Origin of the sequence: Uliginosibacterium sp. sgz301328 (assembly GCF_041807905.1) — a bacterium.
Lineage (GTDB): Bacteria > Pseudomonadota > Gammaproteobacteria > Burkholderiales > Rhodocyclaceae > JBGVSA01.
The window spans coordinates 168,754-191,276 of record NZ_JBGVSA010000006.1; the positions used below are offsets into that span (position 1 = coordinate 168,754).

Annotated in this window: 18 protein-coding genes; all 18 read right to left on the reverse strand. The window is 63.4% G+C overall.

The annotated features are described in order from the left end of the window. Window positions 1-138: 138 nt before the first annotated feature. Complete coding sequence (locus ACDA63_RS06705) at window positions 139-1,773, reverse strand: complex I subunit 5 family protein (protein ID WP_373662441.1); 1,635 nt, start codon at window positions 1,771-1,773, stop codon at window positions 139-141. Beyond that, entirely contained in the window at window positions 1,770-3,281 is a 1,512-nt protein-coding gene (locus ACDA63_RS06710) for a complex I subunit 5 family protein (protein WP_373662442.1), read from the reverse strand. Before ACDA63_RS06710 ends, ACDA63_RS06705 begins: the two co-directional genes overlap by 4 nt. After that, window positions 3,272-3,622 (reverse strand): NADH-quinone oxidoreductase subunit K, encoded by a 351-nt coding sequence (locus ACDA63_RS06715; RefSeq protein ID WP_373662443.1) that lies wholly within the window; start codon window positions 3,620-3,622, stop codon window positions 3,272-3,274. The genes ACDA63_RS06710 and ACDA63_RS06715 overlap by 10 nt, the downstream gene beginning before the upstream one ends. Next, complete coding sequence (locus ACDA63_RS06720; protein ID WP_373662444.1) at window positions 3,619-4,563, reverse strand: hydrogenase subunit MbhD domain-containing protein; 945 nt, start codon at window positions 4,561-4,563, stop codon at window positions 3,619-3,621. Before ACDA63_RS06720 ends, ACDA63_RS06715 begins: the two co-directional genes overlap by 4 nt. Next, window positions 4,560-4,850 carry a cation:proton antiporter gene (locus ACDA63_RS06725; RefSeq protein ID WP_373662445.1) on the reverse strand — a complete coding sequence of 97 codons (291 nt, stop codon included), beginning with the start codon at window positions 4,848-4,850 and terminating at the stop codon, window positions 4,560-4,562. Before ACDA63_RS06725 ends, ACDA63_RS06720 begins: the two co-directional genes overlap by 4 nt. A gap of 37 nt (window positions 4,851-4,887) precedes the next feature. After that, the gene (locus ACDA63_RS06730; RefSeq protein ID WP_373662446.1) at window positions 4,888-5,139 is read right to left on the reverse strand and encodes a monovalent cation/H+ antiporter complex subunit F; all 252 of its coding nucleotides are present in this window, start codon (window positions 5,137-5,139) and stop codon (window positions 4,888-4,890) included. Continuing rightward, entirely contained in the window at window positions 5,129-5,575 is a 447-nt protein-coding gene (locus ACDA63_RS06735; RefSeq protein ID WP_373662447.1) for a Na+/H+ antiporter subunit E, read from the reverse strand. Before ACDA63_RS06735 ends, ACDA63_RS06730 begins: the two co-directional genes overlap by 11 nt. 259 nt (window positions 5,576-5,834) lie before the next feature. Continuing rightward, window positions 5,835-7,106, reverse strand: a complete 1,272-nt coding sequence (arcA, locus tag ACDA63_RS06740) for an arginine deiminase (protein ID WP_373662448.1) — start codon at window positions 7,104-7,106, stop codon at window positions 5,835-5,837. Window positions 7,107-7,127: 21 nt separating this feature from the next. After that, entirely contained in the window at window positions 7,128-8,531 is a 1,404-nt protein-coding gene (locus tag ACDA63_RS06745) for a basic amino acid/polyamine antiporter (RefSeq protein ID WP_373662449.1), read from the reverse strand. Between the two features lie 311 nt (window positions 8,532-8,842). Next, window positions 8,843-9,919 carry a porin gene (locus ACDA63_RS06750; RefSeq protein ID WP_373662450.1) on the reverse strand — a complete coding sequence of 359 codons (1,077 nt, stop codon included), beginning with the start codon at window positions 9,917-9,919 and terminating at the stop codon, window positions 8,843-8,845. 84 nt (window positions 9,920-10,003) lie between these two features. After that, window positions 10,004-11,431 (reverse strand): basic amino acid/polyamine antiporter, encoded by a 1,428-nt coding sequence (locus ACDA63_RS06755; RefSeq protein ID WP_373662451.1) that lies wholly within the window; start codon window positions 11,429-11,431, stop codon window positions 10,004-10,006. A 266-nt stretch (window positions 11,432-11,697) separates the two neighbouring features. Further along, window positions 11,698-12,915: an OmpA family protein gene (locus ACDA63_RS06760; RefSeq protein ID WP_373662452.1), complete on the reverse strand. Its 1,218-nt coding sequence runs from the start codon at window positions 12,913-12,915 to the stop codon at window positions 11,698-11,700. Continuing rightward, entirely contained in the window at window positions 12,915-13,241 is a 327-nt protein-coding gene (locus ACDA63_RS06765) for a hypothetical protein (protein ID WP_373662453.1), read from the reverse strand. Before ACDA63_RS06765 ends, ACDA63_RS06760 begins: the two co-directional genes overlap by 1 nt. Before the next feature lie 65 nt (window positions 13,242-13,306). After that, window positions 13,307-15,076: a tetratricopeptide repeat protein gene (locus ACDA63_RS06770; RefSeq protein ID WP_373662454.1), complete on the reverse strand. Its 1,770-nt coding sequence runs from the start codon at window positions 15,074-15,076 to the stop codon at window positions 13,307-13,309. Between the two features lie 56 nt (window positions 15,077-15,132). Next, entirely contained in the window at window positions 15,133-15,561 is a 429-nt protein-coding gene (locus ACDA63_RS06775; protein WP_373662455.1) for a hypothetical protein, read from the reverse strand. Window positions 15,562-15,875: 314 nt separating this feature from the next. Next, a complete protein-coding gene (locus ACDA63_RS06780) occupies window positions 15,876-16,463 on the reverse strand; it encodes a LuxR C-terminal-related transcriptional regulator (RefSeq protein ID WP_373662456.1) in 588 nt (195 codons plus the stop codon). A 185-nt stretch (window positions 16,464-16,648) separates the two neighbouring features. Continuing rightward, complete coding sequence (locus tag ACDA63_RS06785) at window positions 16,649-17,800, reverse strand: OmpA family protein (protein WP_373662457.1); 1,152 nt, start codon at window positions 17,798-17,800, stop codon at window positions 16,649-16,651. Between the two features lie 67 nt (window positions 17,801-17,867). Further along, window positions 17,868-22,523: YadA-like family protein (locus ACDA63_RS06790; RefSeq protein ID WP_373662458.1), on the reverse strand; the 4,656-nt coding region annotated here is incomplete at its 5' end.

Here is a 22,523-nt window from a genome sequence, read left to right on the forward strand (position 1 = left end):
TCCGTTCCCGTAACGTGGATCTGCAAAGCGCATCCAGCAACCTGCTCCCCAATTTAGTACGAGAAGCCCCGGGAGTCTGCGTTGCCGGCCTTCAGTCCCACCGGCCGCGCGTGGGCCGCCACACACAAAAGTCTGTTTTCAGGCGAGAAACAACATTCCGAACAACACCAGCACCGTCAGCAGAAGCGTCAGGCTGGATACCGACCAGCCGCGCACCAGCGTGTCGACGCACTCCGAACAACGCCCTATTCCAGCGCCGATCCTTAGCGGCAACCGCAGGGCATCGACCGCGTCTCCCGCAGGAGCCTCCGGCATGGATCGGCCCCATCGCTGCCAGGCGACGGCCAGGATGCCGCCGACGAGAACTGGCCAAAGCGCGGACCACAATGCGCCCGGCGCCAACACCTCACGCGGCGCACACGTCGGCATCGCCAGCGGAATGACCCACGGCACAAGCAGGCATGCCAGCACCATCGCCAACCATGTGGCCACAAATGGAGCCCGAACGACCGCGCCGGGCTCAGCGTTGCGCATGGCGCTCAGACAGCGGGTGAAATGGAGCATGAGCAAGATGCTCGCGACTGAAGACGCCGCCCCCAACGACCCCGCCCATCCGTCGCCCAGCACGCCCTTGGCGGCGCATTTCGCCAGAACGCCGCCTGTGAGCGGCAGCCCACCCAGGCTCAGCGCGACGATCGCTGTCGGGATGAGCACCCCACGCGACAACCGGGGCCCGCTCAGCGCGATGACGCCGACCGACAGGAAGAGCGTGCCTTTCACCAACAGGTGATGCGCCGCGTAGAACGCCGACGCAGCGACCGCGCCCGGATGCCCGGCGGCCAGCCCCATGCCGATCACCGCGAACAGCAACCCCATCTGGCTGACGCTCGAATAGGCCAGCACGATCTTCGACCGGTACTGCGTGATCCCCATGGCGACGCCATAGAAAGCGCCGACCATGCCGAGTACCGCCATCGGGATTCCGACGTCCGGCGACGGATGGGCGAAGGGCAGGAATCGAAGCAACGCGATAACGCCCGCCTTGACCACCGCGCCGCTCAGCACGGCGGCGGCCGGCGTCGTCGCCGTGCCGTAGGCGTATGTCATCCAGAAGTGGAACGGAATAATGCCGACCTTCATCCCGAGCCCGATGAGCAACAGCGCCATCGTCGTGTCGCGCCATGGTGAGCCCGGCAAGGCACTCGCCACATCGGCAATCACCAGGCTCCCGCCGGGCGTGGCGCGGACCATCAGGATCAACGCGGCCAGCACGAACGATTCGGCGAGCAGCGCCACGCCGAGATAGAGCCCCGCGGCATAACGCGGGCGCGGCCCGTCGCCATGAAGAATGAGCCCGCAGGCCCCGACGCTCAGGACCGCCAGCAAGAAATACAGGCTCACCACGTCGGCGGCCAGAAATACGCCGACACTGCCCGTCATCGTCATGGTCCAGCACACGACAAAGCCGCCCGACGCCGCGCTGTCGCTTGTCGCCCTGCTGGCGAAGAACCCGGCCAGCATCCACAGGAGCGCCGCCGTGCCGAGCAGCAACGCGCCCGGCGCATCGAGCATCAGATGAAACGCGAGGCGACCATGGCCCATGACCAAACGTTCGCCCGGATTGGCGGCCACGGCTGCCACCAATGCCGGCGCGGCGCCCAGGCCAAGGTATGGGGACAACGCTCCGCGCAGACGCCTCGACACACATGCCAGCATCATTGCGGACGGCACCCCCAGGGCGGCGCCGAAGATGAGCGTCGTTGGCATCGTCATGATCCGCCGATCGCATGCACGGGCGCGCGGCCGATCTGCGCGACATCCACCGGAAGCAGCGCCGACAGGCCGAGCAGGAACGAGCACATCGCCAGCCCCAGCGCGGCATACTGCTGACAGCGTGGCACCCGCCTCTGCGGCGTCCAGTCCGGTGCCGCCGGCGCCATGGCGCGCACCACGACCATGAACACGTAAATGCCCGTGAGCAGCCCGCCCGTCAGCAGCAACAGCACCCACCACCACTGCCCTGTATCGAGCGCGGCGGAAACCAGCAACCATTTCGCGAGGAAGCCGCCCGACGGCGGCAACCCGATCAGCGACGCGCCCGCCAGCGCGAAAGCCAGGATCGTGATCGGCGAGGCCTGCCCGGCGCCGCGCAGGTCGGCCATGCGGTCATGTCCGAGCACGCCATAGAGAACCCCGGCGGAAAGAAACATCGCAGCCTTCGCCGTGGCATGCGAAATCGCCTGCATCAGCCCGCCGGCGATGGCCTGCCGACTGTCCTGCGGGGACATCGCCAGCGGGAACAGCAAGAACAGATAGCCGATCTGCGCGACCGTCGAATAGGCAATCAACAGCTTCAGCCGCTGCTGACGTATCGCGACGAGGTTCCCCACCACGATCGCCATGGCGCCCATCGCCGCGAGCAGTTGCACGAAGGGCCCGCTCACGACGCCAAGGAAGGCGTCGATCCACAGCCGCACGAGGATGAACCAGGACCCCTTGACGACCAAGGCCGACAGCAACGCACTTGCCGGCGCCGGCGCCCCGGCGTGCGCGGGCGGAAGCCACAGATGCAGCGGAAACAGCGCGGTCTTGGCCAGCATGCCGGATGTCATCAAGGCGATCGCGGCCCAGGTTTCCGGCTGACCGTCGATGCGCGCCGACAGCAGAACGATATCGAGCGTCTCGTAGGCGCCGTAGAGCAGAAACACGCCCAGCAGATAGAGCATCGACCCGGCCAGGGCAAACAGCAGATAGCGCAAGGCCGCCTGCAGCGTTTCCGCCCGGCCATCGAGCGCCACCAGTGGAACGCCGGCAAAGGTCAGTAATTCCAGCGCCACGTACAGCGTAAAGATGTCCCGGCTCACGAACACCAGGTTCAGCGAGCCCCATACCGCCAGCAGCAGCAACCAGAAGACCAGCCCGCTGCGGGATTCCCCTTTGCCGCCCTGGCCGAAATCGCCGCTGGCATAGACGCCGACGGCAACCGTGACGACGGCGACCATGAGCATCATGCAGACCGACAGGCCGTCCGCACGCAGCGCCACGCCCAGCGGCGGCGACCAGCCCCCCACAGAGTAGCCCAGGGGGGTTTCCGACGATGTCACGATCCAGGCGATGGCCACCACGACGCAACCGCCGCAGAACAGCGTCAGCCAGGCGATACGCCGGGCATGAGCACCGCCGGCCGCCAGCCCGGCCATGACCCCGGCGAAGGGAACAAAGACAGCGAGCACCAACAGCACACCTTGGTCGACGGCATGCCCCAGGAGATTCACGCGCATCGCCCCGGCTCGGCGTTCCGCGACACGTCGCCAGAATCGTCATCCGCCAGTGAGCTCGCGCCCGATTCGTCCAATCCGCGCAGCATGAGCCACACCGCGAGCGACGACGCCGCAAATGACACCACGATGGCCGTGATCAACAGTGCGTGCGCCACCGGGTCGCCGGGCATGCCCGCGCCGGTGGCGCGGCGTGCGATGACTGCGCAGGTCAGAAACACCCCGTTGCCGATCAGATTGAACGCGAGCACCTTGCGCAAGGGCTGCGGATTGACGATCAGTCCATACAATCCGAGTCCGACCAGCGCCGCGGCGGTCAAGCCGAAAAACTGGGTTGCATTCATGTCTGAACATCCTTCCGTTGAGGCGGCCCCAGCAGCAGAAGCACCAGCGTGACGGCCAGGGAAGGCAGCAGCGCGACCTCGATGACGATGATCCACAACTTTTCGCTGCCTGTCGGAAAGGCCAGAAAGGCATCGGCCATCAGCGTGCCGAGCACACCCGCCGCGATGAACATCGATGGCCCCGCGACGAGCATGGCCCGCAGCCAACGCTGGCTCACCATGGGGGCGTCGCGCAGGCCCGACATGATGGTGAGCAGCCACATCGCCGCAATCACCGTGGCGCCCTGGAATTTCCCGCCCGGATGATCGGCCCCGACCCACAGAATGTAGATCCCGACGACAACGCCGACGGGCGGCAACACGCGCGCCAGATAGACCAGAATGTCGTTGGAACTGACCACCTGCATCTGTCCCGGCCTGCCGCCCCAGCACGAGTCCGACGCCAGCGACCACACGCCGATCAGGCCGATCAGCAGAACGATGGCTTCGAGCAGCGTATCCAGCGCGCGGAAAGAAAGCAGCACGGCCGTGATGGGATTGCCGACGCCCAGCGAACCGATATGCATGCCCACTTCAGGCGCCAACATCGGCGCTTCGTCGGGCAATCGCAACACGCACAAGGCAATCAGAACGGTGACCGCGAGCGATGCCATCGCAGCCGCCACGCGCATGGCGATCCCCGGCGCCCGGGGCTTGGCCGACGATTCGGCCCGTTCCAGGCGAGAGGCCGCATTGATCAGCAGCGCCCCGGTGAGGCCGGCGCCTATCGCCGCCTCGGTCAGCGCCACGTCTACGGCCGCGAGGATCAACCAGGCGAGCGTGAGCAGCAGGCCGTAAGGAATGAAAGCGGCCACGGCGGCAAACGTGTCCTTCACGACAATCGTCCACAGCGCCAGGGCCAGAAGCAGCATGCCAATGCCGACGGAGACCCAGAAAATCATCGACCGCCCTCCTGCCGACCCACCGCCCGCGCGATGAGTTGCGATACATCCGATGAGGCCAGCAGAACCAGCAGCCACACGACGATCAACTTGAGCGCGACGAGCACATGTCCCACCTGCGGCAACAGCCCGATGACCACCAGACCGAGCCCGAGGTTGTCGGCCTTGGTCAGCGCATGCAGGCGCGTGTACGTGTCCGGAAACCGCAGCAGCCCCACAGTGCCCGCAACGAAGAAAAAGGTGCCCCACAGGATGGAAACCACCGAAAGCACATCGACGACGCTCATGGGGTGCTCCGCAGATCGATATCGATAGTGAACCGGGCTACTGCTTGGCCTTCACGAACGTCACCGACGCAAACGCCGACAGCAAGGCCAGAATCAGGGCGACATCGACGATGGCATCCACGCCCGTCGCCGTGCCCACCAGCAGCAGCGCGGCAATGCCGCCCGTGCCGAACAGTTGCACCGCCATCATCCGATCGGCACGCGTCGGCCCCCGCAACACGCTCCACAGCCCTATTGCGACAGTCAGCAGTACCAGCGCGGAAACGCCAATCAGCACGTCAGCCATCATGGCCGCCCACGATCAAGGCGCCGGTCAGTCTTCGCTCTTCGTCGGCGATCTGCGCGGCAATCGGCTGCGTCACGTCCAGGCAATGAAAGATCAGGGCATCGCGCGTTTCGCCGACCGGGATCGAGCCCGGCAAAAGCGCGGTGATGATGGCGAACTCATTGCGCGCAATGCCGGGCGGAAAGCCAACGCGACAGACGACCATGCCGGGCTTGAGCGGCAGGCGCGGATGAAACGCGCGCAAGGCGACATCGATACCCGCCAGCACGGATTGCGCAAGAAAATGCGGCGCAAACAGCAGCAGCGCGCCAAGCCTCAGCCGTCCAGCCGACGGCGGCAACAGATGAAGACTCAACTGCGTTGCGATGAGCGTGGCGACCAGTCCGCACCCCAGGTCGGCAATCTCGCCGCTGGGCAGCAGGATGATCCAGAACGTCATGAAACACAGCGCGCGTGCCAGCGCGGTGCGCCCGTTCCGGCGCAGATCCCGAAAGGCAGCTCGAAGCGATAGCTCGCCCATTGCGATGTCACCCTCCCGGCCCGACTCGCACTGAAAGACACGACGGAATCGCGCCAAAGCCGGCGCGAACGATGAAGCGATGAATCAGGAAAGCCGGCAAAGCGCCCCACTGCGTTGAACGACGGAGCGCCGCCCTGCTTTCCCTGTGCCCACACAGAACCCCTCGGTGGCGAGAGCGCTAGAAATCCACCGCGTCGCGGATGATCGGGCAGGTCATGCAATGGCCGCCGCCACGCCCCCGCCCCAACTCTGCGCCCACGATGGTGACCACCTCGATCCCCGCCTTGCGCAGGAGCGTATTCGTATAGGTATTCCGGTCATACGCAAACACGACGCCGGGTGAGGTGCACACCAGGTTCGCGCCGCTGTCCCACTGGGTACGTTCGCGTTGATAGTCGCTTCCGCCCGCCTCGACCACGCGCATCTTCTTGATGCCAAGCGCCTCGCTGACCACTTCGACGAAGGACTTTTTCTCCTGGCGAAGCTCCACCTTGGCGGACGAATCGCTCGGCCGATACGAGAACGTCCGCGTGCGCGCCAGAAAATCGGGCGCGATGAGCACGCAGTCTCGATCGGCGAAGGTGAACACCGTATCGAGGTGCATGGCGGCGCGAATCTTCGGCATTGCCGCCACGATCACGCGCTCGGCCGCGCCGCGCTCGAACAGGGTCGCGGCCAGTTGGCTGATGGCCTGGCGCGACGTGCGTTCGCTCATGCCGATCAATACCGTCTTGTTGCCGATCGGCATCACGTCACCGCCTTCGAGCGTCGCAAGCCCGTGGTCCTGCGTCGGGTCCCCCCACCACACATTCACCTTGCCGGCAAAATCCGGATGGAATTTATAGATCGCCGTCGTGAGGATGGTCTCCTCGTGGCGCGCCGGCCAGTACAGCGGATTGAGCGTCACGCCGCCGTAGATCCAGCATGTCGTGTCACGCGTGTACAGCGTGTTGGGCAAGGGCGGCAGCAGATATTCGGTCGCCCCCGCCGCTTCGCGGACGACCTTCAGCGCGGCACCGCCGTGCGCTTCTGGAAAGTCATGGATCGAAAGGCCGCCGAGCAGCGTTTCGGCGAGCGCGCGGTTGTCCAGCCCCTCCACGTAGCTTCGCAGCTCGTCAATAAAGCCGAGTCCGACCTGGTTGGGCACGATCTGATTGTCGAGAATCCATTTCTTCCCTTCCGGCACGGCGACGGTTTCCGCCAGAAGGTTATGCATTTCGACCACCTCGACGCCGCGATCGCGCATCTTGCTGACGAAATCAAAGTGGTCGCGCTTGGCGTTATCGACCCACAACACATCGTCGAACAACAGCTCATCGCAATTGCTGGGCGTCAGGCGGGAATGCGCCATTCCGGGGGCGCATACCATCACCTTGCGCAACTGCCCTACTTCCGAATAGACGCCGAACTGGGAGCCGGCTTGTGCATCGACAGCATTTGAATCCGACATTTCGTTCTCCGTGAGTTTCAACTAGAGCGCAATAAGCCCTCCTGCCAGCGCAGCGACGCCAACGACCGCCCCTGCCACTGCCACCAAGAAAAGGGTCCAGTCACGGATGCCCGAAAATACCGTGAGGCCCTGCTCCCTCCTGGCCATCACATAAAGCACCGTGCCAGGAGCGTACAGAATCGCCGACAGCAGCAGATATCTGAGTCCGCCGGCAATAATCATGAATACCGTGTATATCACCGCGATGGATGCAAACGTAATATCCCTGCTCCGTTCTTCTGGGCGGATCTCGTAACTCTCGCCACGCCTTGAAACCAGCCACCCGTAGGCGGCCACGAACAAATACGGAATCAGCGACATCGAACTCGTCAGATTGAGCATCAAGGCAAAAGCGTCGCGCGAAAAATACGTGCTCGCGACCAGAATCTGCACAACGATATTCGTGATCCAAAGCGCGTTGGCCGGAACCTGGTTGGCATTCTCGCGGGCGAACACCGACGGCATGTCCTGGTTGCGGGCGGCCGCGAACATCACTTCCGCGCAGATGAGCGACCACGCCAGGTACGCCCCCAGGACCGACACGATCAGCCCCAGACTCACGAAGACCGCGCCCCACGGACCCACCACGCTCTCGAGCACCGCCGCCATCGACGGCTGGCGCATGGCGGCGATTTCTTCTCGCGGCAGCACCGCAAACGGCAGCATCGAAACGAGCACCATCAGGGCCGTCACACTGCAAAAGCCCAGAATCGTTGCGTAACCGACGTCGGCGCGTTCCTTCGCATAACGGGAATACACGCTCGCGCCTTCAATACCGATAAAAACGAAAACGGTCACGAGCATGGTTGCCCGAATCTGCTGTATCAGCCCGCCGCTCTCTGCGGCGGAACTGATATTCAAGCGGAATGTGTCGATCTTGAATACAAAGAACAACATGATGACGAACGCAATGATCGGAATGACCTTTGCAAACGTCACGACCGTATTGATGAATGCCGCCTGCTTGACGCCTCGAAGAATCAGAAAATGGAAAAGCCAGATCCCCACCGACGCAACCAGAATCGCCGGCAGCGTATTTCCGTCACCAAAAATGGGAAAGAACGCGCCAAGGGTCGACTTGATCAATACCCAATACGAAACGTTCCCGATGCAACTACCGATCCAGTATCCAAAAGCGGATAAAAACCCCGGATAATCGCCGAATCCTTCCTTGGCATATACGAAAACACCGGCGTCGAGTTTTGGCTTTCGCTCGGCCAGCGCCTGGAACACACGAGCCAGGGTGTACATGCCCACGCCTGCGACAAGCCACGCGATGGCTGCGCCAATCGGCCCCGTCGCATTGGCGAAGGTTTGCGGCAGCGAGAAAATCCCCGCCCCGACCATGCCCCCCACCACCATTGCGGTGAGTTGGAGGCGACTCATCTTCTGCGTGTCATTGGCCACAATTTCCCCCGCTGATCTCCGAATATCTCTTCGAAAGGATTTGGTGTGCCGCGACCGCCGGGCCGCGTTAGATCAATGCAGTCGATGCTTGCCTTTCCAGGCAACCGCACACGGACTCGACGCCCGCATACAGAGAAACGCTGTGTGCAGTGAGGTATAGTCCATCGCCAATTCAAGTCAACTACCCGATCGCGAGCCGATGTGACATTTGCATTGCGATCGGCAAATAACATTTGCCCGGAGTCATCGGGCGTTACCGATTAAATGAGCCTTTATTCGATCCCCGGTTTCTAGAAGCGCAAACGCAAGCCGGCCGCAACGCCAAGTTGATTGCTCTTGCCGGGCAACTCGGTATAAGCACCGCCGGTCACGCGGTTATAGTCGAGCGTGCCATAGACCTGCGTCCTCGGAGAAAACGAATACTCCGACAGCAATACGCCGGTATAGCGTTTACCGCCGTTTCCAGAAATACCGTTCTTGTTCCCGATGTCGTCGTAATAAAAAGCCACGGCCATGACGACGGCCGGTGCGGCCTGCCAGCGCACGCCGGTGGCGAGAATGGCGTCCGTCCGTGGCGCGTTCGCTGCGGCCTCGGGGGTCACGAAAATGTCCCGCGACGGATCGTTCATGAAATCATTGTCGATGGCACCGGAACGGTCGCGGCCGCCGATATAGGCCAGGTACAGCCCGACACTGGCGAATTGATATCGACCTGCAACGCTCCACATCCGCTGCTTATAGTTCGACTGCGCCCAGACCTCCTGGTACACCGCGCCGATACCGAAATGCGCCCAGGAATAACTGCTCTGCAAACCCCAGTAACTGTTGTCCGGCGGGTTTCCCGGCCCTTCGCCGAAACCATAGCCGGCGCCGAAATTGAGCCCGCCGAATCTGGCGGAATAACTCGTCACATTATTGGCCCGCACGCGGTCCAACGAATATGGCCAGGAATTCGCCTGATAATTTCCGACGAACAAGGGATCGAAATCACCGGAGAACGTCCAGCCGACGGTATTCTGGCGACCCAGCGCAATGGTTCCCCAGTTTCCCTGCATGCCCACATAGGCCTGGCGACCGAACATCGTGCCGCTCTGCGTGACGGTGCCGTCGTCGAGGTTGATGCCGCTTTCAAGCACGAATATCGCTCTGAGCTGGCTCGATAGATCTTCGCTGCCACGCAGGCCCCAACGGCTCGCCGTGGTCGCACCGTTGGTCAGTTCAAGCAAGTGGTCATTGTCGGCGTTGGCATTGGTCGTGTAGCGCACGCTCACGTCGGCCACGCCGTAAAGGGAGACCGAGCTCTGCGCGAATGAGGGCGACGCGACAGGCAGCAGAACGACCAGCGCACACCAGCGAACATATTTCATGGCGCATCCCCCCAGGTGATCCACCCTCGGCACAAGCCCCGCGAAGCTGTGCCCTCCCCGCCCGCAAACAGCTCCGGACTGCCGCTACACGACAATCGCGCCGGTCGCCAGCGCGTACAGCGCGGCCAGCGCGACAACGACGATGAACACAAAGGCGATGCGCTCCGTCGGCGAAAACACGGGCCCTTCCCGGTCTTTCATGGCGTACAGGTAAAGCAGCGTTCCCGGTGCATAAAGCAGTGTAGACAGCAGAAGAAACTTCAGCCCGCCCGCATAGATCATCCCGGCCGTATAGACCGTGGCGATGCCGCCGTAGATACCCTGGCGCACGCGGCGATCGCCCGGCAGGTAGGTCTCCCCCGTCCAGGCCAGCTTCAACCCGTAGGCGGCCACCAGCAGATAGGGCACGAGCGTCATGGCGCTCGTCATCTTCAGTGCCAGCGTGAAAGCCTGTTCGGCGAACCAGGTCACGATGAGGAACACCTGGATCACGATGTTCGTCAGCCACAGCGCCGAAATCGGAACGCCGTGGGCGTTCTCGCGGGCCAGGAACGACGGCATCGTGCCGTTCAGCGCCGCCGAATGAAGCACCTCGGCCGCAAGCAGCGACCACGACAGATAGTTGCCCAAAATCGATATCAGCATGCCGATGCTGACGAAAACCCTGCCCCACGGACCGACGAGCGCCGCCATGACACCCGCCATGGCCGGCGTGGGAAGCTCCGCCAGGTCCGGGCGCAGCAGCACGCCGTAAGAGAGCATCGTAGTGGCGACCAGCAGCGACAGCACGGTCAGAAAGCCCAGCACGGTGGCCAGCCCCACGTCCTTGCGCCGCGCGGCATAGCGCGAATACACGCTGGCCCCTTCAATGCCGACAAACACGAACACCGTCACCAGCATGGTGTTCCGCGTCTGACTGGCCACGCTGGACAGACTTGCGGTTTCATCGCCCCAGAAATTGGCCGCAAAAATCTCCGGTCGAAAACCGGCAATGGCAACGGCAATGAAGATGGCGATCGGCACCAGCTTCGCAACCGTCCCGATGGTATTGACCGCCGCCGCCTCCTTGATACCGCGCGCCACCAAAAGGTGCACGCCCCACAGCAGCAATGACGCGGACACAATGGCCACCACCGTGGTGCCGTCACCAAAGACCGGAAAGAACAGCCCGAGCGTGGCCTTGATCAACACCAGGCAAGCGGTATCGGCAAGGCAGCAGCCGATCCAGTAGCCCACAGCGGCGACAAAGCCCATGTAGTTGCCAAAACCGGCCTTGGCATAGGCATAAATGCCACTGTCCAGATCGGGACGGCGGCGCGACAGGATCTGGAACACGAACGCCAGGCTCAGCATGCCGGCAGCGGCGATCGTCCAGGCGATCATCGCGCCTGCCGCCCCCGTGGCGCGCCCGAACGCCGAGGGCAGCACGAATATTCCAGATCCGACCATGGACCCGATAGCAAGGGCTGTCAGTGCCCCCAACGACAGTCTGGCCTGATTTGCGTCGGTCATATTGGGCGCCGGTCTCCTGCCTGGCCTGCTCGATCGTCATGTATCCCGCTCAGTCAGAGTCAAGGATATTTTGCGGCGCATAGCAAGGACGCCGGGCTCAGCCGGATGAAACCGGCCGGCCTCGCGGACGCCCACGAAAACCGCGTATCGCGGTGTCGCGGAACCACGACGCGCGCCGTCCGACGCACGACAAAAAGCCCGGCGACCGCCCTGCGCAGGGACGATCGTCGGGCCTTCGGTTGATGGCGCGGATGCGGGCTGGGCCGCTACTTGGCGAGCACGTTGATATCGACACGCCAGTTGCGAACGCGTCCTTCGGGCGTGTCGTTACTGGCGACGGGGCGTTCCTGCCCGTAGCCTGTTGCCTGCAATCGGTCGGACTCCACGCCGAGTGCGACGAGGGCATCCACCACCTTCTGGGCGCGCTCGCCGGACAAGGCCCGCGCGCTCTCCGGCGTGACGGAATTGTCGGTATAGCCCCCCACCCTGATGCGCAGCGCGGGGAAGGCGCCCATGATCGAGGCAATATTCCGCAATTGTTCGTCGGACGCCGGGGCCAGTTCATTGGAGCCCGGCTCGAAAGTAAGGCGATCGAGGTTGAACCACAGGTTTTCGTCGACCGCCTTCGAGCCGTCTTCGACAAATGCGATCAGCTTGTTCTCGACGCCGAGGCGCGGCACGAACAACTCTGTTTCGTCCGGCAATATGAGGTCGCCGAAGAAGCCCAACGCGGGATCGTAGGCTTCATGGCGGCCGGTCGATTGATCCTCCGTCGTCTGCACCGACGACGTCCGGCCCAGGTTCTGAAAAGCCGGCGCATGCTCGCCAGCACCCGTCCGCCACACTGCGAGCGCGGCAAAGCCGATCAACACGAGAAGCAATATCCACGGCCATACGGAGCGCGACGGCACCTGCGGCACGGGCGGCATCGGCGGACGGGGCGCGGCCTCGGGCGAGGCGCCGTACCACGCAGCCAATCGCGCGGGCAGGCAAGCGACGAGCGCATCGTAGTCCTGGCTGACACGGTTGATCATGTCGCCCAGGCAGCCGCCCCGCGCACCGATGTGCTGCGCGAGAAACACCGCCATCAGCAGAACGCATTGACGAAGCATGCGCGAACTCTCAGCGACACCGGCGGCACCGTTCGTACTCAGCGTCGATTCGACGTAATCGATGCGGCCTCCGAACAACTGGGCCAGCACGCCGTCGACCACCGCCGCCAGCGGCAGATTCTCGCGGGACGTTGCCAAGGGCGAATCGCTCAGAACACGGTCGATGCCACCCAGGCCATTGAGTTCCTGCAGCACCCGGGCCAGCGCGCCCGGCAAGGCGCTGTCGTGCTTGCGGTCGCCCATCGCGACGAGCAGCACGGCGAATGACACCTTCATGTCGCGATCCACGGACGACCGGGTCAGGCTCCAGTGCGAGGCCATACCTGCGGCCGCTTGCCCGGCCCATTCGATGATTTCTTCCAGAATATTCATTATGTGTTTCTTGATCGGTGCATCCACCGGATGCGACCGATACGCGTTGGACTTCTCGAATCGATGTGCTCTGCTCCCCGCGTAGCCGCCACGTCGACGACCGGTTCCGGTGCTGCCGCTGTGTCTTGCCGCGCGAGCGCCGATTCCAGCTCCAGGATGCGCGCCTGCATGTGCGGCGCTGCGCGCAGCAAGCGCGCCACGGCGCACCAGTAGCCGCTCGTCGCCTCGGTATCCTCGCAGTCCCACTCAAAAATGCGCTGAAGCGCGGCATCGAGGGCTATCGGTGAATCCGCCATGGCGGACCAGATTGCGTCGTCTTCAGGCATCACGTGCTCCTGTTGCTGTGTTCGGATCAGCGGATCGCCGCACACGCAGCGACCCGCCGTGCTGCTCACTCGGCCGGAGGCGCTTCCTTGGTGCGCGGGGTGGATTTGCGCTTGCTTCCGGTCGCCTTGCTCGTTGTCGTCGTCCGGCGCGCTTTGGTCTTTTTCGCCCCCTTGGCGGCGGGTGCGGCCTCTTCGGGTGTGCCCAGTCGTGCCGCCAGCGCCGCGCGCGTGGCGTCGACCACGTCGCTCCAGTCGCCGAAATGCTTCTGGCGGATGATGCGGATGGAGTCGTACCAGGGTGAGGATTCCTGCTCCCGTCCCCAGATGAACGAGCCCACGCGGTCGAGCATCAGCACCGTCGGCGCGCCCACGGCGCCCGCCAGATGCGCCGTCGACGTGCAGGTCGTCACAACACAATCCACCGCCTGCAACAGCGCGGCCGTGCTGATAAAGTTCTTCAGCTCCGGGCCCCAATCGATTACGTTCAAACCCTTCTGGCGCAGTGTCGTGGCCACCTCGCTGCAATTCGGGTTCACCGAGTGGAACACCACGTTGTCCATGGCCAGGAGTTTTTCGAGCTGCAGCACGGGCAACGAGCGCGCGTCGTTGCGCGGCTGCACCGGGTTGCCGGTCCACGCCAGCGCCACGTGCATCTTGCCGTCGCCCACGCCGAGCTTCTTGCGCCAACGCCCTATGCGGTTCGGGCCGGCGTTCAGGTAAGGCGTGCCCGGCAGCGAATCGCTGGCAAAACCGAACAGCGCGCCGCAGCTCATCAACGGAATGTGGTAACTCGTCGGCGCGAGAAAATCCACGTTCAGCATGACGTCATGGGGAATCAGCGGGCGGAACAGATCCGCCACCGGCCCGAAGCAACCGAACACCAGCTTGCCGCCCTCGGCCCGCACGCGTTCGGCGATCATCGGCAAAAAGCGGATCAGCCAGATGGCATCGCCGTAGCCCTGCTCCAGCCACACGCCCAGCGTGCGCCCTTCGAGCGATTCGCCGCGCCACTGCGGCACGCCGCAATCATGTTCGCGCGCATAGAGTTGCTCGCGCAGGCCGGTCAGCGAAAACCGCGCGTGCATGTTCGCCCAGCCGGTCTGCCACTGGCCCAGGCGCAATTCGAGTTCGCCCAGCGGCAGGCGCAGGCGATCGTCTTCGGGGTGTTTTTCGACCATGCGCCGCAAGAACACCAGCGCGTCGTCGAAACGCCAATCGTCGATTAACGCCAGCGCCAGGTTCACATGCGCGTGCGGGTGTTCGGGGTCGAGCCGCAATGCCGCCTCGCACGCCTTCACCGCCTCGGCCGAGCGGTACTGCATGCGCAGCGCCACGCCCAGGTTCGAAAACGCGTCGGCGCTGCCCGGCTGGCGCTTGAGCATGTAGCGGCAAGCCTGCTCTGCTTCGACATAGCGCTTGCCGGCAATGAAAGCCGCCGCGCGGCACAGCGGGAGCAACGGATCGGCATTCGGGTCCAGCGCCCAGGCGCGTTCCAGCAACGGGCCGGCCTCTTTCGCGTTGGTGCTGATCAGCAGCAGGCTGCGGCCATACAGGTACCAGGCGAACGCGCTGTCGCCAAAGCGTTCGGTGGCGCGCCGTGCCAGCATGCGGGCGATGTGCGGCGCGCCGGCCTGATCGATGATCTGCGCCACCAGCGGCAGCGCCTCATTTTCGGCAAGGCTGTCGAACCGCGTCAGCAACTCATCGAACAACAGCCACTGGTTGAGCGCGTCCGGTCGTTCGAACAGCACATTGATGCACGACTGTGTCGTCGCAACGAATTTCTCGACGAGGGGATCGCTCAGGGGTTTTTCGGAAATGGCCAACTCACTCATGGGACGAACCAGTCTTCAATCTCAGCTATTCAATGCATTCCGGCGAGGTGCCGGATTTACGAACCGGCCGCCGGCAGGCGACGGAAAACCAGCACGTGCCCGGTGCGGACTTCCTTGAACACCCACTCCTGGGCACTCGTGGGTTTCACCTCGTACACATCGCTGGTGAAATCCTTGGTGCTATCGACGGCCCGGCCATTGACGGTCAGCGTCCACTGGGCCAGCAGCCCGTTCGAGCATCCCCAGCGGCCCACGCTGACAAAGGGCGGAACGCCCGGCATCGTTCCGTGCAGCTCGAACTCGCCGTTCGTCTTTTGATTGATGGAAAACTGCAGGCCGGTAGCAACGTCAGAGGCCGACCAATTGCCGACCATCGCGCTCTCGCACGCGCCGTCATTGGCGGCCTGTGCCCACGCGCTGCCGCACAGCGCAAACAACAAGGCGAACACGGCCGCTCTTGCGAAATGAATATGACGCGTAAACATTCAACGCTCCGAAATGATTGATGCAGGGGTTTCAGCGAGGATTCGCGGCGCACCTGGAGATGCGCGCGTCGAAAACAACCGGGGAATAACGTGAAGTGACTTCCGAATCCGACGGACGAAAGCATGACATTCCGAACCCCCTCGCACCATCGGATCAGTCTCAATTCGCCGCCCCGGAAATACTATTTAAAGAACTGCCAGACTCACGCTGCGCGGTCGCTTTCGCCAGCCCGTCATACGTATGCGGACTGGCCCGATCGATGCCGGCGACATCGCAGCGGGCCACGAAAAACACACGCCCGGTCGGTCTGCAATTACTCGCGCTCGTTGCGCAGCAGCGCAGCCAGAGACGGATCGCCGCGCGTCTTTTCGAGCGCGGTCGATTTGTATAACGACACGGTCTTCGGGCTCAGCTTCAGCAACAGCGCCAGTTCCTTGACGCCCAGGCCATCGAGCAACCCCACCAGCACCGCGCATTCGCGTCGCGTCAGGCGCGAAAAATGCCATTCATCGACCGACGGCGTACACACGAACCCGCGCGAAACGGCGATCAACAGATCGTGCAATTGGGGGTGCTCGTCGGGCGCGTTCGACACCACCGCACTGGCACCCTCGCAGCGCAGCGCCGCTGCCAGCGGAGACTGGACGACAGGCGTCAATGCGACCACCTGCCTGAAACTGCCGCTGGCAATGATCTTCGACGCCGCCAGGTAGGCAGGAAAAGACGCCTTGTAGATGCTGATCACCGCCAGATCGGAGCGCAGGTCGCAATGCTGTCGATCCCAGCTCAACAGATCGAGACTCGACACGACCCGGAACCGGTTGTCGCGGTCCAGAACATTCAGCAGCGCCAGACCGTAAATCGGATAGTCACAGAAGAAAGTCACACTCAGGGCAGACATACTCCCTCCACTTCAGACCGAGCGCGCCGCCGACCGGCAAATCGCCGGTAGTCGCCTGGCGCGGATCGATGAATCTGGCCTTGCCTGCGATGCATGCGCCGCCGCGTGGCGCGGCGGCACATGGCGGGTACGACGCGTGCGCGGGCATCCGCTTCGCGCCGTATCCGGAACCGACTGGCGCGGCCTTACTGCGCCACGCGGATTTCCACGCGCCGGTTCGGTTGCAGGCACTTGATGGTCGCGTTGGTCTGCGGGCCCGGGCACGACACCACCGGAGCCGCGCTCCCCTTCCCGCTCGCCGTCATCGGCACCGTCACGCCATTGGCGCGCAGGTACGCCATCACCGTCTGCGCACGCTTGAGCGAAAGCTGCTCGTTGTAGCGCGCATCGCCAAAGCGATCCGTGTGGCCCACGATCGTCACCGACTTGACCGCGTTCACCTGCTTCAACGCGGCAGCCAGATGATCCAGCCTCTTCGCGCCCTCGGGCATCATCCCCTTGCGGTCGCTGCGGTCGAACGCGAACAGAGCGTCGGCATCGAGGTTGATCACCGGCGGCAGCACGACCATCGGCGGCGGGGGCGGCGCGGGCTTGGTCGCCTGCGGCACGCTACAGTTTTCCAGCTCCTTGCCGCCAAGCACGAGTTGCGCCTCGACCGCCTCGGCTTTCTTCTGCGCCGCGTCGTAATTGCGCGCCCATGCGTCATGGCCGGCGTGCATCAATCGCACCTCCTGGCACGCCACCCGTTTCTGCGCTGGCGGGCAGTACGGCATGCGCGGGTCGATCTTGAAACCATTGATGCGGCGCCACAGATCGGGGCGCACCGTCGTGCTCGTACGCATCGCAGGGTTCCCGGCCGGCAGCGATCTGGCGTTCAGTTCCATGCCGGTGATCAGCGTGTCGGCGCGGCTCATGGCTTCTTCCACAAAACCCCAGCCATTGCGCGCGGCCTGCTCCTCGCGCCCGGCGTCGATCCAGCATTGCGCCTTGGCCGAGTAATAATCGTTGCGCGCGGCCAAGGGCTTCATCCGTTGCTGCAAGCCATCGAGGCCGGCCGAACGATTCTTCATGTACGGCCCGTGCTGCTGCATCCACGTGTCGGCCGTAAGAGCCTCGCGCGCCACGCCAGGGTCCTGCGCGGCACCCTGTTCGCGGTTCGTGGCGAGCATCTTCTTGCGATCCAGCGCGCCCGCCTCGGCCGTCTGCGGCGTCGCCCAGCCCGACTCGCGCGCGCTCGGGTCGGCAATGCCGAGCTTGTCGCGCGCTTCGTGATTGGCACAGCCCGAAGCGAGCGCCGCCAACACCATCAGGCAAATCGATTTATATACAAACGTCATTCCATATACGAGATGGGCCACCGCCGGGTATGACCCCGTCGGTGGCCCAAACTCCCTCCTCTGCTGATTAGTCGCCGATCACCATGCCGACACCGGCACGGATGATGGTGTCCTTACCGCCGCTCGACGTCGAAACGCCGGCATTGAAGTTCACCGTCCCCTTGTCGTTCCAACGCGAAACGCCCACGCCAATCGCATTCTGGCCGCGGTAGTTCGCCACGCCGGCGTTGACCGTGGTACGGCCCGGCAAGTACGGCGCCACCATCTGCAACGCTGCCGCAGCCGCGATACCCCGACGCGTGCTCTTGTCGAGTTCGTTGATCTGCGAATTCACGTTGTTGAAGCGGTCGTCGATACCCGCGGTCGCGTTGGCGATTGCGGCGTTCATCTGCCGGACGTTCGTCGCATCGGTATCGGCCGTGCCGTCAGCGACGTTGGTGATCTGGCGCTCGTTACCCGCCGAACCCACCGACACGCTGTTGCCACGATCCGCCACCGAATTGGCACCCAATGCCACGCTGTTCTCAGCCGTCGCGTTGGCGTTGCCGCCGATCGCTACCGCTTCCGCGCCCGTGGCCTGGGCCGCGTCGAGGGTCGAATTGGCCTTGAAGTACTTCGTGCCGCCCTCGTTGATGGCATTGAGCTGACCGACATTGACAGCGTCGTTGTCCGCCACGCCGGCCGCCACACCCGTAATGGTGCGGTTGCCCTGCGTACCCGACATATCCACCACCGTGCCGTCGGTCGCCCCACCGATGGTGATCGTGCGCGTCGCATCGTCTTGCTTGGCAATGCTGTTGCCCAGCTCGTTGCGGATGTCGCCGATCGACTCTTCGATGTTGGTCACGCGAGCGTCGATGTTGGTCACACGTGCGTCGATATTGCTGACCGTGTTGCTCAACGACGATACCGCCTGGTTGGTCTCGTACAGTTGGCTGCCATTGACCGCATCGGTGCTGCCTGCGGACACGTCGCCCTTCGCCAGGTTGGTGATCTTCGAACCGCCCGCGCCTTCCAGCGCGACCGTGCCCTTGCCCGAATCGGTGTACTTGACCGCGTTCGGGTCGGAACCCGTACCGCCGGTGCCGATCTTGGCTTCGACCTCCTTGAGCTGACTCAGGTTGACCGCATCGGTGTCCTGCGTACCCGCTGCCACGTTGGTGATCTGACGTTCCTTGCCCGCCGAACCGACCGACACGCTGTTGATACGGTCGGTCACCGAACCGGCGCCCAACGCCACGCTGCCAGCATGCAGCACCTGAGCATCGTCAGAGCCATCCTGCAGGCCATCGGCCTTGAAGTAACGGACCGTCTCGCCGATGTTGGTCGTGCTGTTCGTGATGCTCGTCACCAGACTGCTCAGGCTGGTGACGTCGCCCTCGACGATCGACACGCGCTTGTCGATGTTGGTGATGTCACCCGCGATCTGCGTCAGTTGCGAGTTGATCGTGGTGATGCTGCCTTCCACGTTCGACACACGATCGTCGATGTTGGTGATGTCGCCAGCGATCTGCGTCAGTTGCGAGTTGATCGAAGTGATGTCGCCCTCGATGATCGACACACGGTTGTCGATGCTGCTGACCTTGTTGTCGACCGCAGTCAGTTGCGCGAAGTTGACCGCATCCGTGTCGGCCGTACCGGCAGCCACGTTCTCGATCCTGTTGTTGTTCGCGTCAAAGCCATTGGCCGTCACCTTGCCGGCGAATGTCGGCGCATCGACCACGTTGATCTGCAAGTCGTTGGTAGCGGCATCGTAAGTGACGGCGGTATTGGTACCGTTCTTGACGTTGAGCACCTCACCCGCCTTGATGGCATCCGGAGTGCCGCCATTGGCGGACAGGCTCCAACCGCCCTTCAGGGTGGTGATGTCGCCCTCGACGTTCGACACGCGATTGTCGATGTTGGTGATGTCACCCGCGATCCGCGTCAATTGCGAGTTGATCGTGGTGATGGTGTTCTCCACGTGCGATACGCGGCCGTCGATGGTGAAGACCTTGCCGTCCAGCGTGCTGACCTTGTTGTCGACCTCCGTCAGTTGCGCAAAGTTGACCGCGTCCCCGTCGGCCGTACCGGCCTTCACGTTCTCGATCTTGTTGCTGTTCGCATCAAAGCCGTTGGCCGTCACCTTACCGGCAAAGGTCGGAGCGTCGACGACGTTGACCTTCAACTCGTTGCTATCAGCGTCGTAGGTGACGGTGGTATTGGTGCCGTTGGCGATGTTGAGCGTATCACCCGCCTTGATCGCGTCCTTCGTGCCGCCGTTGGCCTGTATGTTCCAACCGCCTTCCAGCGTGGTCACGCGGGTGTCGATGCTGCCCACCTTGGTGTCGAGCGAAGCAACATTGGTGTTGAGCGTGCTCACGCCGGTTTCAACGCCCGACACACGCGTGTCGAGCGAGCCGACGGTTTCTTCCACCCCGGACACACGACCATCTAGCGACGCGACGTTGGTGTTGAGCGTGCTCACGCCGGTTTCAACACCCGACACGCGAGTGTCGAGGTTGCTCACCTTGCCGTCGAGCGTGCTGACCTTGTTGTCAACCGAAGTCAGTTGCGCGAAGTTGACCGCGTCCATGTCGGCCGTACCGGCTGCCACGTTCTCGATCTTCTTGCTGCTCGCATCAAAGCCGTCGGCCGTCACCTTGCCGGCAAAGGTCGGCGCGTCGACGACGTTGACCTTCAGCTCGTTGGTGGCGGCGTTGTAGTCAACGGTGGTGTTGGTGCCGTCGGCAATGTTCAGCGTGTCGCCCGCCTTGATGGCGTCCTTCGCGCCGCCGTTGGCCTGTATGTTCCAGCCGCCCGCCAGATCGGCGATACCGTCTTCGATATTCGACACGCGACCGTCGATGATGCTCACTTTGCTGTCGACCGAAGTCAGTTGCGCGAAGTTGACCGCGTCCCCGTCGACCGTACCAGCCTTCACGTTCTCGATCTTCTGACCGCTGGCGTCAAAGCCGTTGGCCGTGACCTTGCCGGCGAAGGTCGGAGCGTCGACGACGTTGACCTTCAACTCGTTGCTATCAGCGTCGTAGGTGACGGTGGTATTGGTGCCGTCGGCAATGTTCAGCGTATCGCCCGCCTTGATGGCGTCCGTCGCACCGCCGTTGGCCTGTATGTTCCAGCCGCCTTCCAGCGTGGTCACGCGGGTGTCGATGCTGCCCACCTTGGTGTCGAGCGAAGCAACATTGGTGTTGAGCGTGCTCACGCCGGTTTCAACGCCAGACACGCGAGTGTCGAGCGAGCCGACGGTTTCTTCCACCCCGGACACGCGACCATCCAGCGAAGCGACGTTGGTGTTGAGCGTGCTCACGCCGGTTTCAACGCCAGACACACGCGTGTCGAGCGAGCCGACGGTTTCTTCCACCCCGGATACACGACCATCCAGCGAACCAACCTGGGTGTTCAGCGTGCTGACGCCGGTTTCAACACCCGACACGCGCGTGTCGAGGTTGCTCACCTTGCCGTCGAGCGTGCTCACCTTGTTGTCGACCGAAGTCAGTTGCGCGAAGTTGACCGCGTCCCCGTCGGGCGTACCGGCCTTCACGTTCTCGATCTTCTGACCACTGGCGTCAAAGCCGTTGGCCGTGACCTTGCCGGCGAAGGTCGGGGCATCGACGACGCTGACCTTCAACTCGTTGGTGGCGGCGTTGTAGTCAACAGTGGTATTGGTGCCGTCGGCGATGTTGAGCGTATCGCCGGCCTTGATGGCGTCCGTCGCACCGCCGTTGGCCTGTATGTTCCAGCCGCCTTCCAGCGTGGTCACGCGGGTGTCGATGCTGCCCACCTTGGTGTCGAGCGAAGCAACATTGGTGTTGAGCGTGCTCACGCCGGTTTCAACGCCCGACACACGCGTATCGAGCGAGCCGACAGTTTCTTCCACCCCGGACACGCGACCATCCAGCGACGCGACGTTGGTGTTGAGCGTGCTCACGCCGGTTTCAACGCCCGACACACGAGTGTCGAGCGAGCCGACGGTTTCTTCCACCCCGGATACACGACCATCCAGCGACGCGACGTTGGTGTTGAGCGTGCTCACGCCGGTTTCAACACCCGACACGCGAGTGTCGAGGTTGCTCACCTTGCCGTCGAGCGTGCTGACCTTGTTGTCGACCGAAGTCAGTTGGCCGTAGTTGACCGCGTCGGTCGCGGCCGTGCCGTCGGCGACGTTGGTGATCTTCTGACCACTGGCGTCAAAGCCGTTGGCGGTGACCTTACCGGCAAAGGTCGGAGCGTCGACGACGTTGACCTTCAGTTCGTTGGTGCTGTCGTCGAACGTCACCGAGGTGTTGGTGCCGTCGACAAAGCTCAGCGTGTCGCCTGCCTTGATCGCCTGCGTCTTGCCGTCCGCCGAGACCGTCCAGCCGCCTTGCAGGTTGGTGATCTTGTTGTCGACCGAAGTCAGTTGCGCGAAGTTGACCGCGTCCCCGTCGGCCGTGCCGTCGGCGACGTTGGTGATCTTTTGGCTGTTGGCGTCAAAGCCGTTGGCCGTGACCTTGCCGGCGAAGGTCGGGGCATCGACGACGCTGACCTTCAACTCGTTGGTGGCGGCGTTGTAGTCAACAGTGGTATTGGTGCCGTCGGCGATGTTGAGCGTGTCACCGGCCTTGATGGCGTCCGTCGCACCGCCGTTGGCCTGTATGTTCCAGCCGCCTTCCAGCGTGGTCACGCGGGTGTCGATGCTGCCCACCTTGGTGTCGAGCGAAGCAACATTGGTGTTGAGCGT

Excerpts from the sequence above, each read along its gene's own strand:
- ACDA63_RS06705 (WP_373662441.1), bottom strand. The coding sequence starts at position 1,773 with ATGACGATGCCAACGACGCTCATCTTCGGCGCCGCCCTGGGGGTGCCG.
- ACDA63_RS06710 (WP_373662442.1), bottom strand. The coding sequence starts at position 3,281 with ATGCGCGTGAATCTCCTGGGGCATGCCGTCGACCAAGGTGTGCTGTTG.
- ACDA63_RS06715 (WP_373662443.1), bottom strand. The coding sequence starts at position 3,622 with ATGAATGCAACCCAGTTTTTCGGCTTGACCGCCGCGGCGCTGGTCGGA.
- ACDA63_RS06720 (WP_373662444.1), bottom strand. The coding sequence starts at position 4,563 with ATGATTTTCTGGGTCTCCGTCGGCATTGGCATGCTGCTTCTGGCCCTG.
- ACDA63_RS06725 (WP_373662445.1), bottom strand. The coding sequence starts at position 4,850 with ATGAGCGTCGTCGATGTGCTTTCGGTGGTTTCCATCCTGTGGGGCACC.
- ACDA63_RS06730 (WP_373662446.1), bottom strand. The coding sequence starts at position 5,139 with ATGATGGCTGACGTGCTGATTGGCGTTTCCGCGCTGGTACTGCTGACT.
- ACDA63_RS06735 (WP_373662447.1), bottom strand. The coding sequence starts at position 5,575 with ATGACGTTCTGGATCATCCTGCTGCCCAGCGGCGAGATTGCCGACCTG.
- arcA (WP_373662448.1), bottom strand. The coding sequence starts at position 7,106 with ATGTCGGATTCAAATGCTGTCGATGCACAAGCCGGCTCCCAGTTCGGC.
- ACDA63_RS06745 (WP_373662449.1), bottom strand. The coding sequence starts at position 8,531 with ATGAGTCGCCTCCAACTCACCGCAATGGTGGTGGGGGGCATGGTCGGG.
- ACDA63_RS06750 (WP_373662450.1), bottom strand. The coding sequence starts at position 9,919 with ATGAAATATGTTCGCTGGTGTGCGCTGGTCGTTCTGCTGCCTGTCGCG.
- ACDA63_RS06755 (WP_373662451.1), bottom strand. The coding sequence starts at position 11,431 with ATGACCGACGCAAATCAGGCCAGACTGTCGTTGGGGGCACTGACAGCC.
- ACDA63_RS06760 (WP_373662452.1), bottom strand. The coding sequence starts at position 12,915 with ATGAATATTCTGGAAGAAATCATCGAATGGGCCGGGCAAGCGGCCGCA.
- ACDA63_RS06765 (WP_373662453.1), bottom strand. The coding sequence starts at position 13,241 with ATGCCTGAAGACGACGCAATCTGGTCCGCCATGGCGGATTCACCGATA.
- ACDA63_RS06770 (WP_373662454.1), bottom strand. The coding sequence starts at position 15,076 with ATGAGTGAGTTGGCCATTTCCGAAAAACCCCTGAGCGATCCCCTCGTC.
- ACDA63_RS06775 (WP_373662455.1), bottom strand. The coding sequence starts at position 15,561 with ATGTTTACGCGTCATATTCATTTCGCAAGAGCGGCCGTGTTCGCCTTG.
- ACDA63_RS06780 (WP_373662456.1), bottom strand. The coding sequence starts at position 16,463 with ATGTCTGCCCTGAGTGTGACTTTCTTCTGTGACTATCCGATTTACGGT.
- ACDA63_RS06785 (WP_373662457.1), bottom strand. The coding sequence starts at position 17,800 with ATGACGTTTGTATATAAATCGATTTGCCTGATGGTGTTGGCGGCGCTC.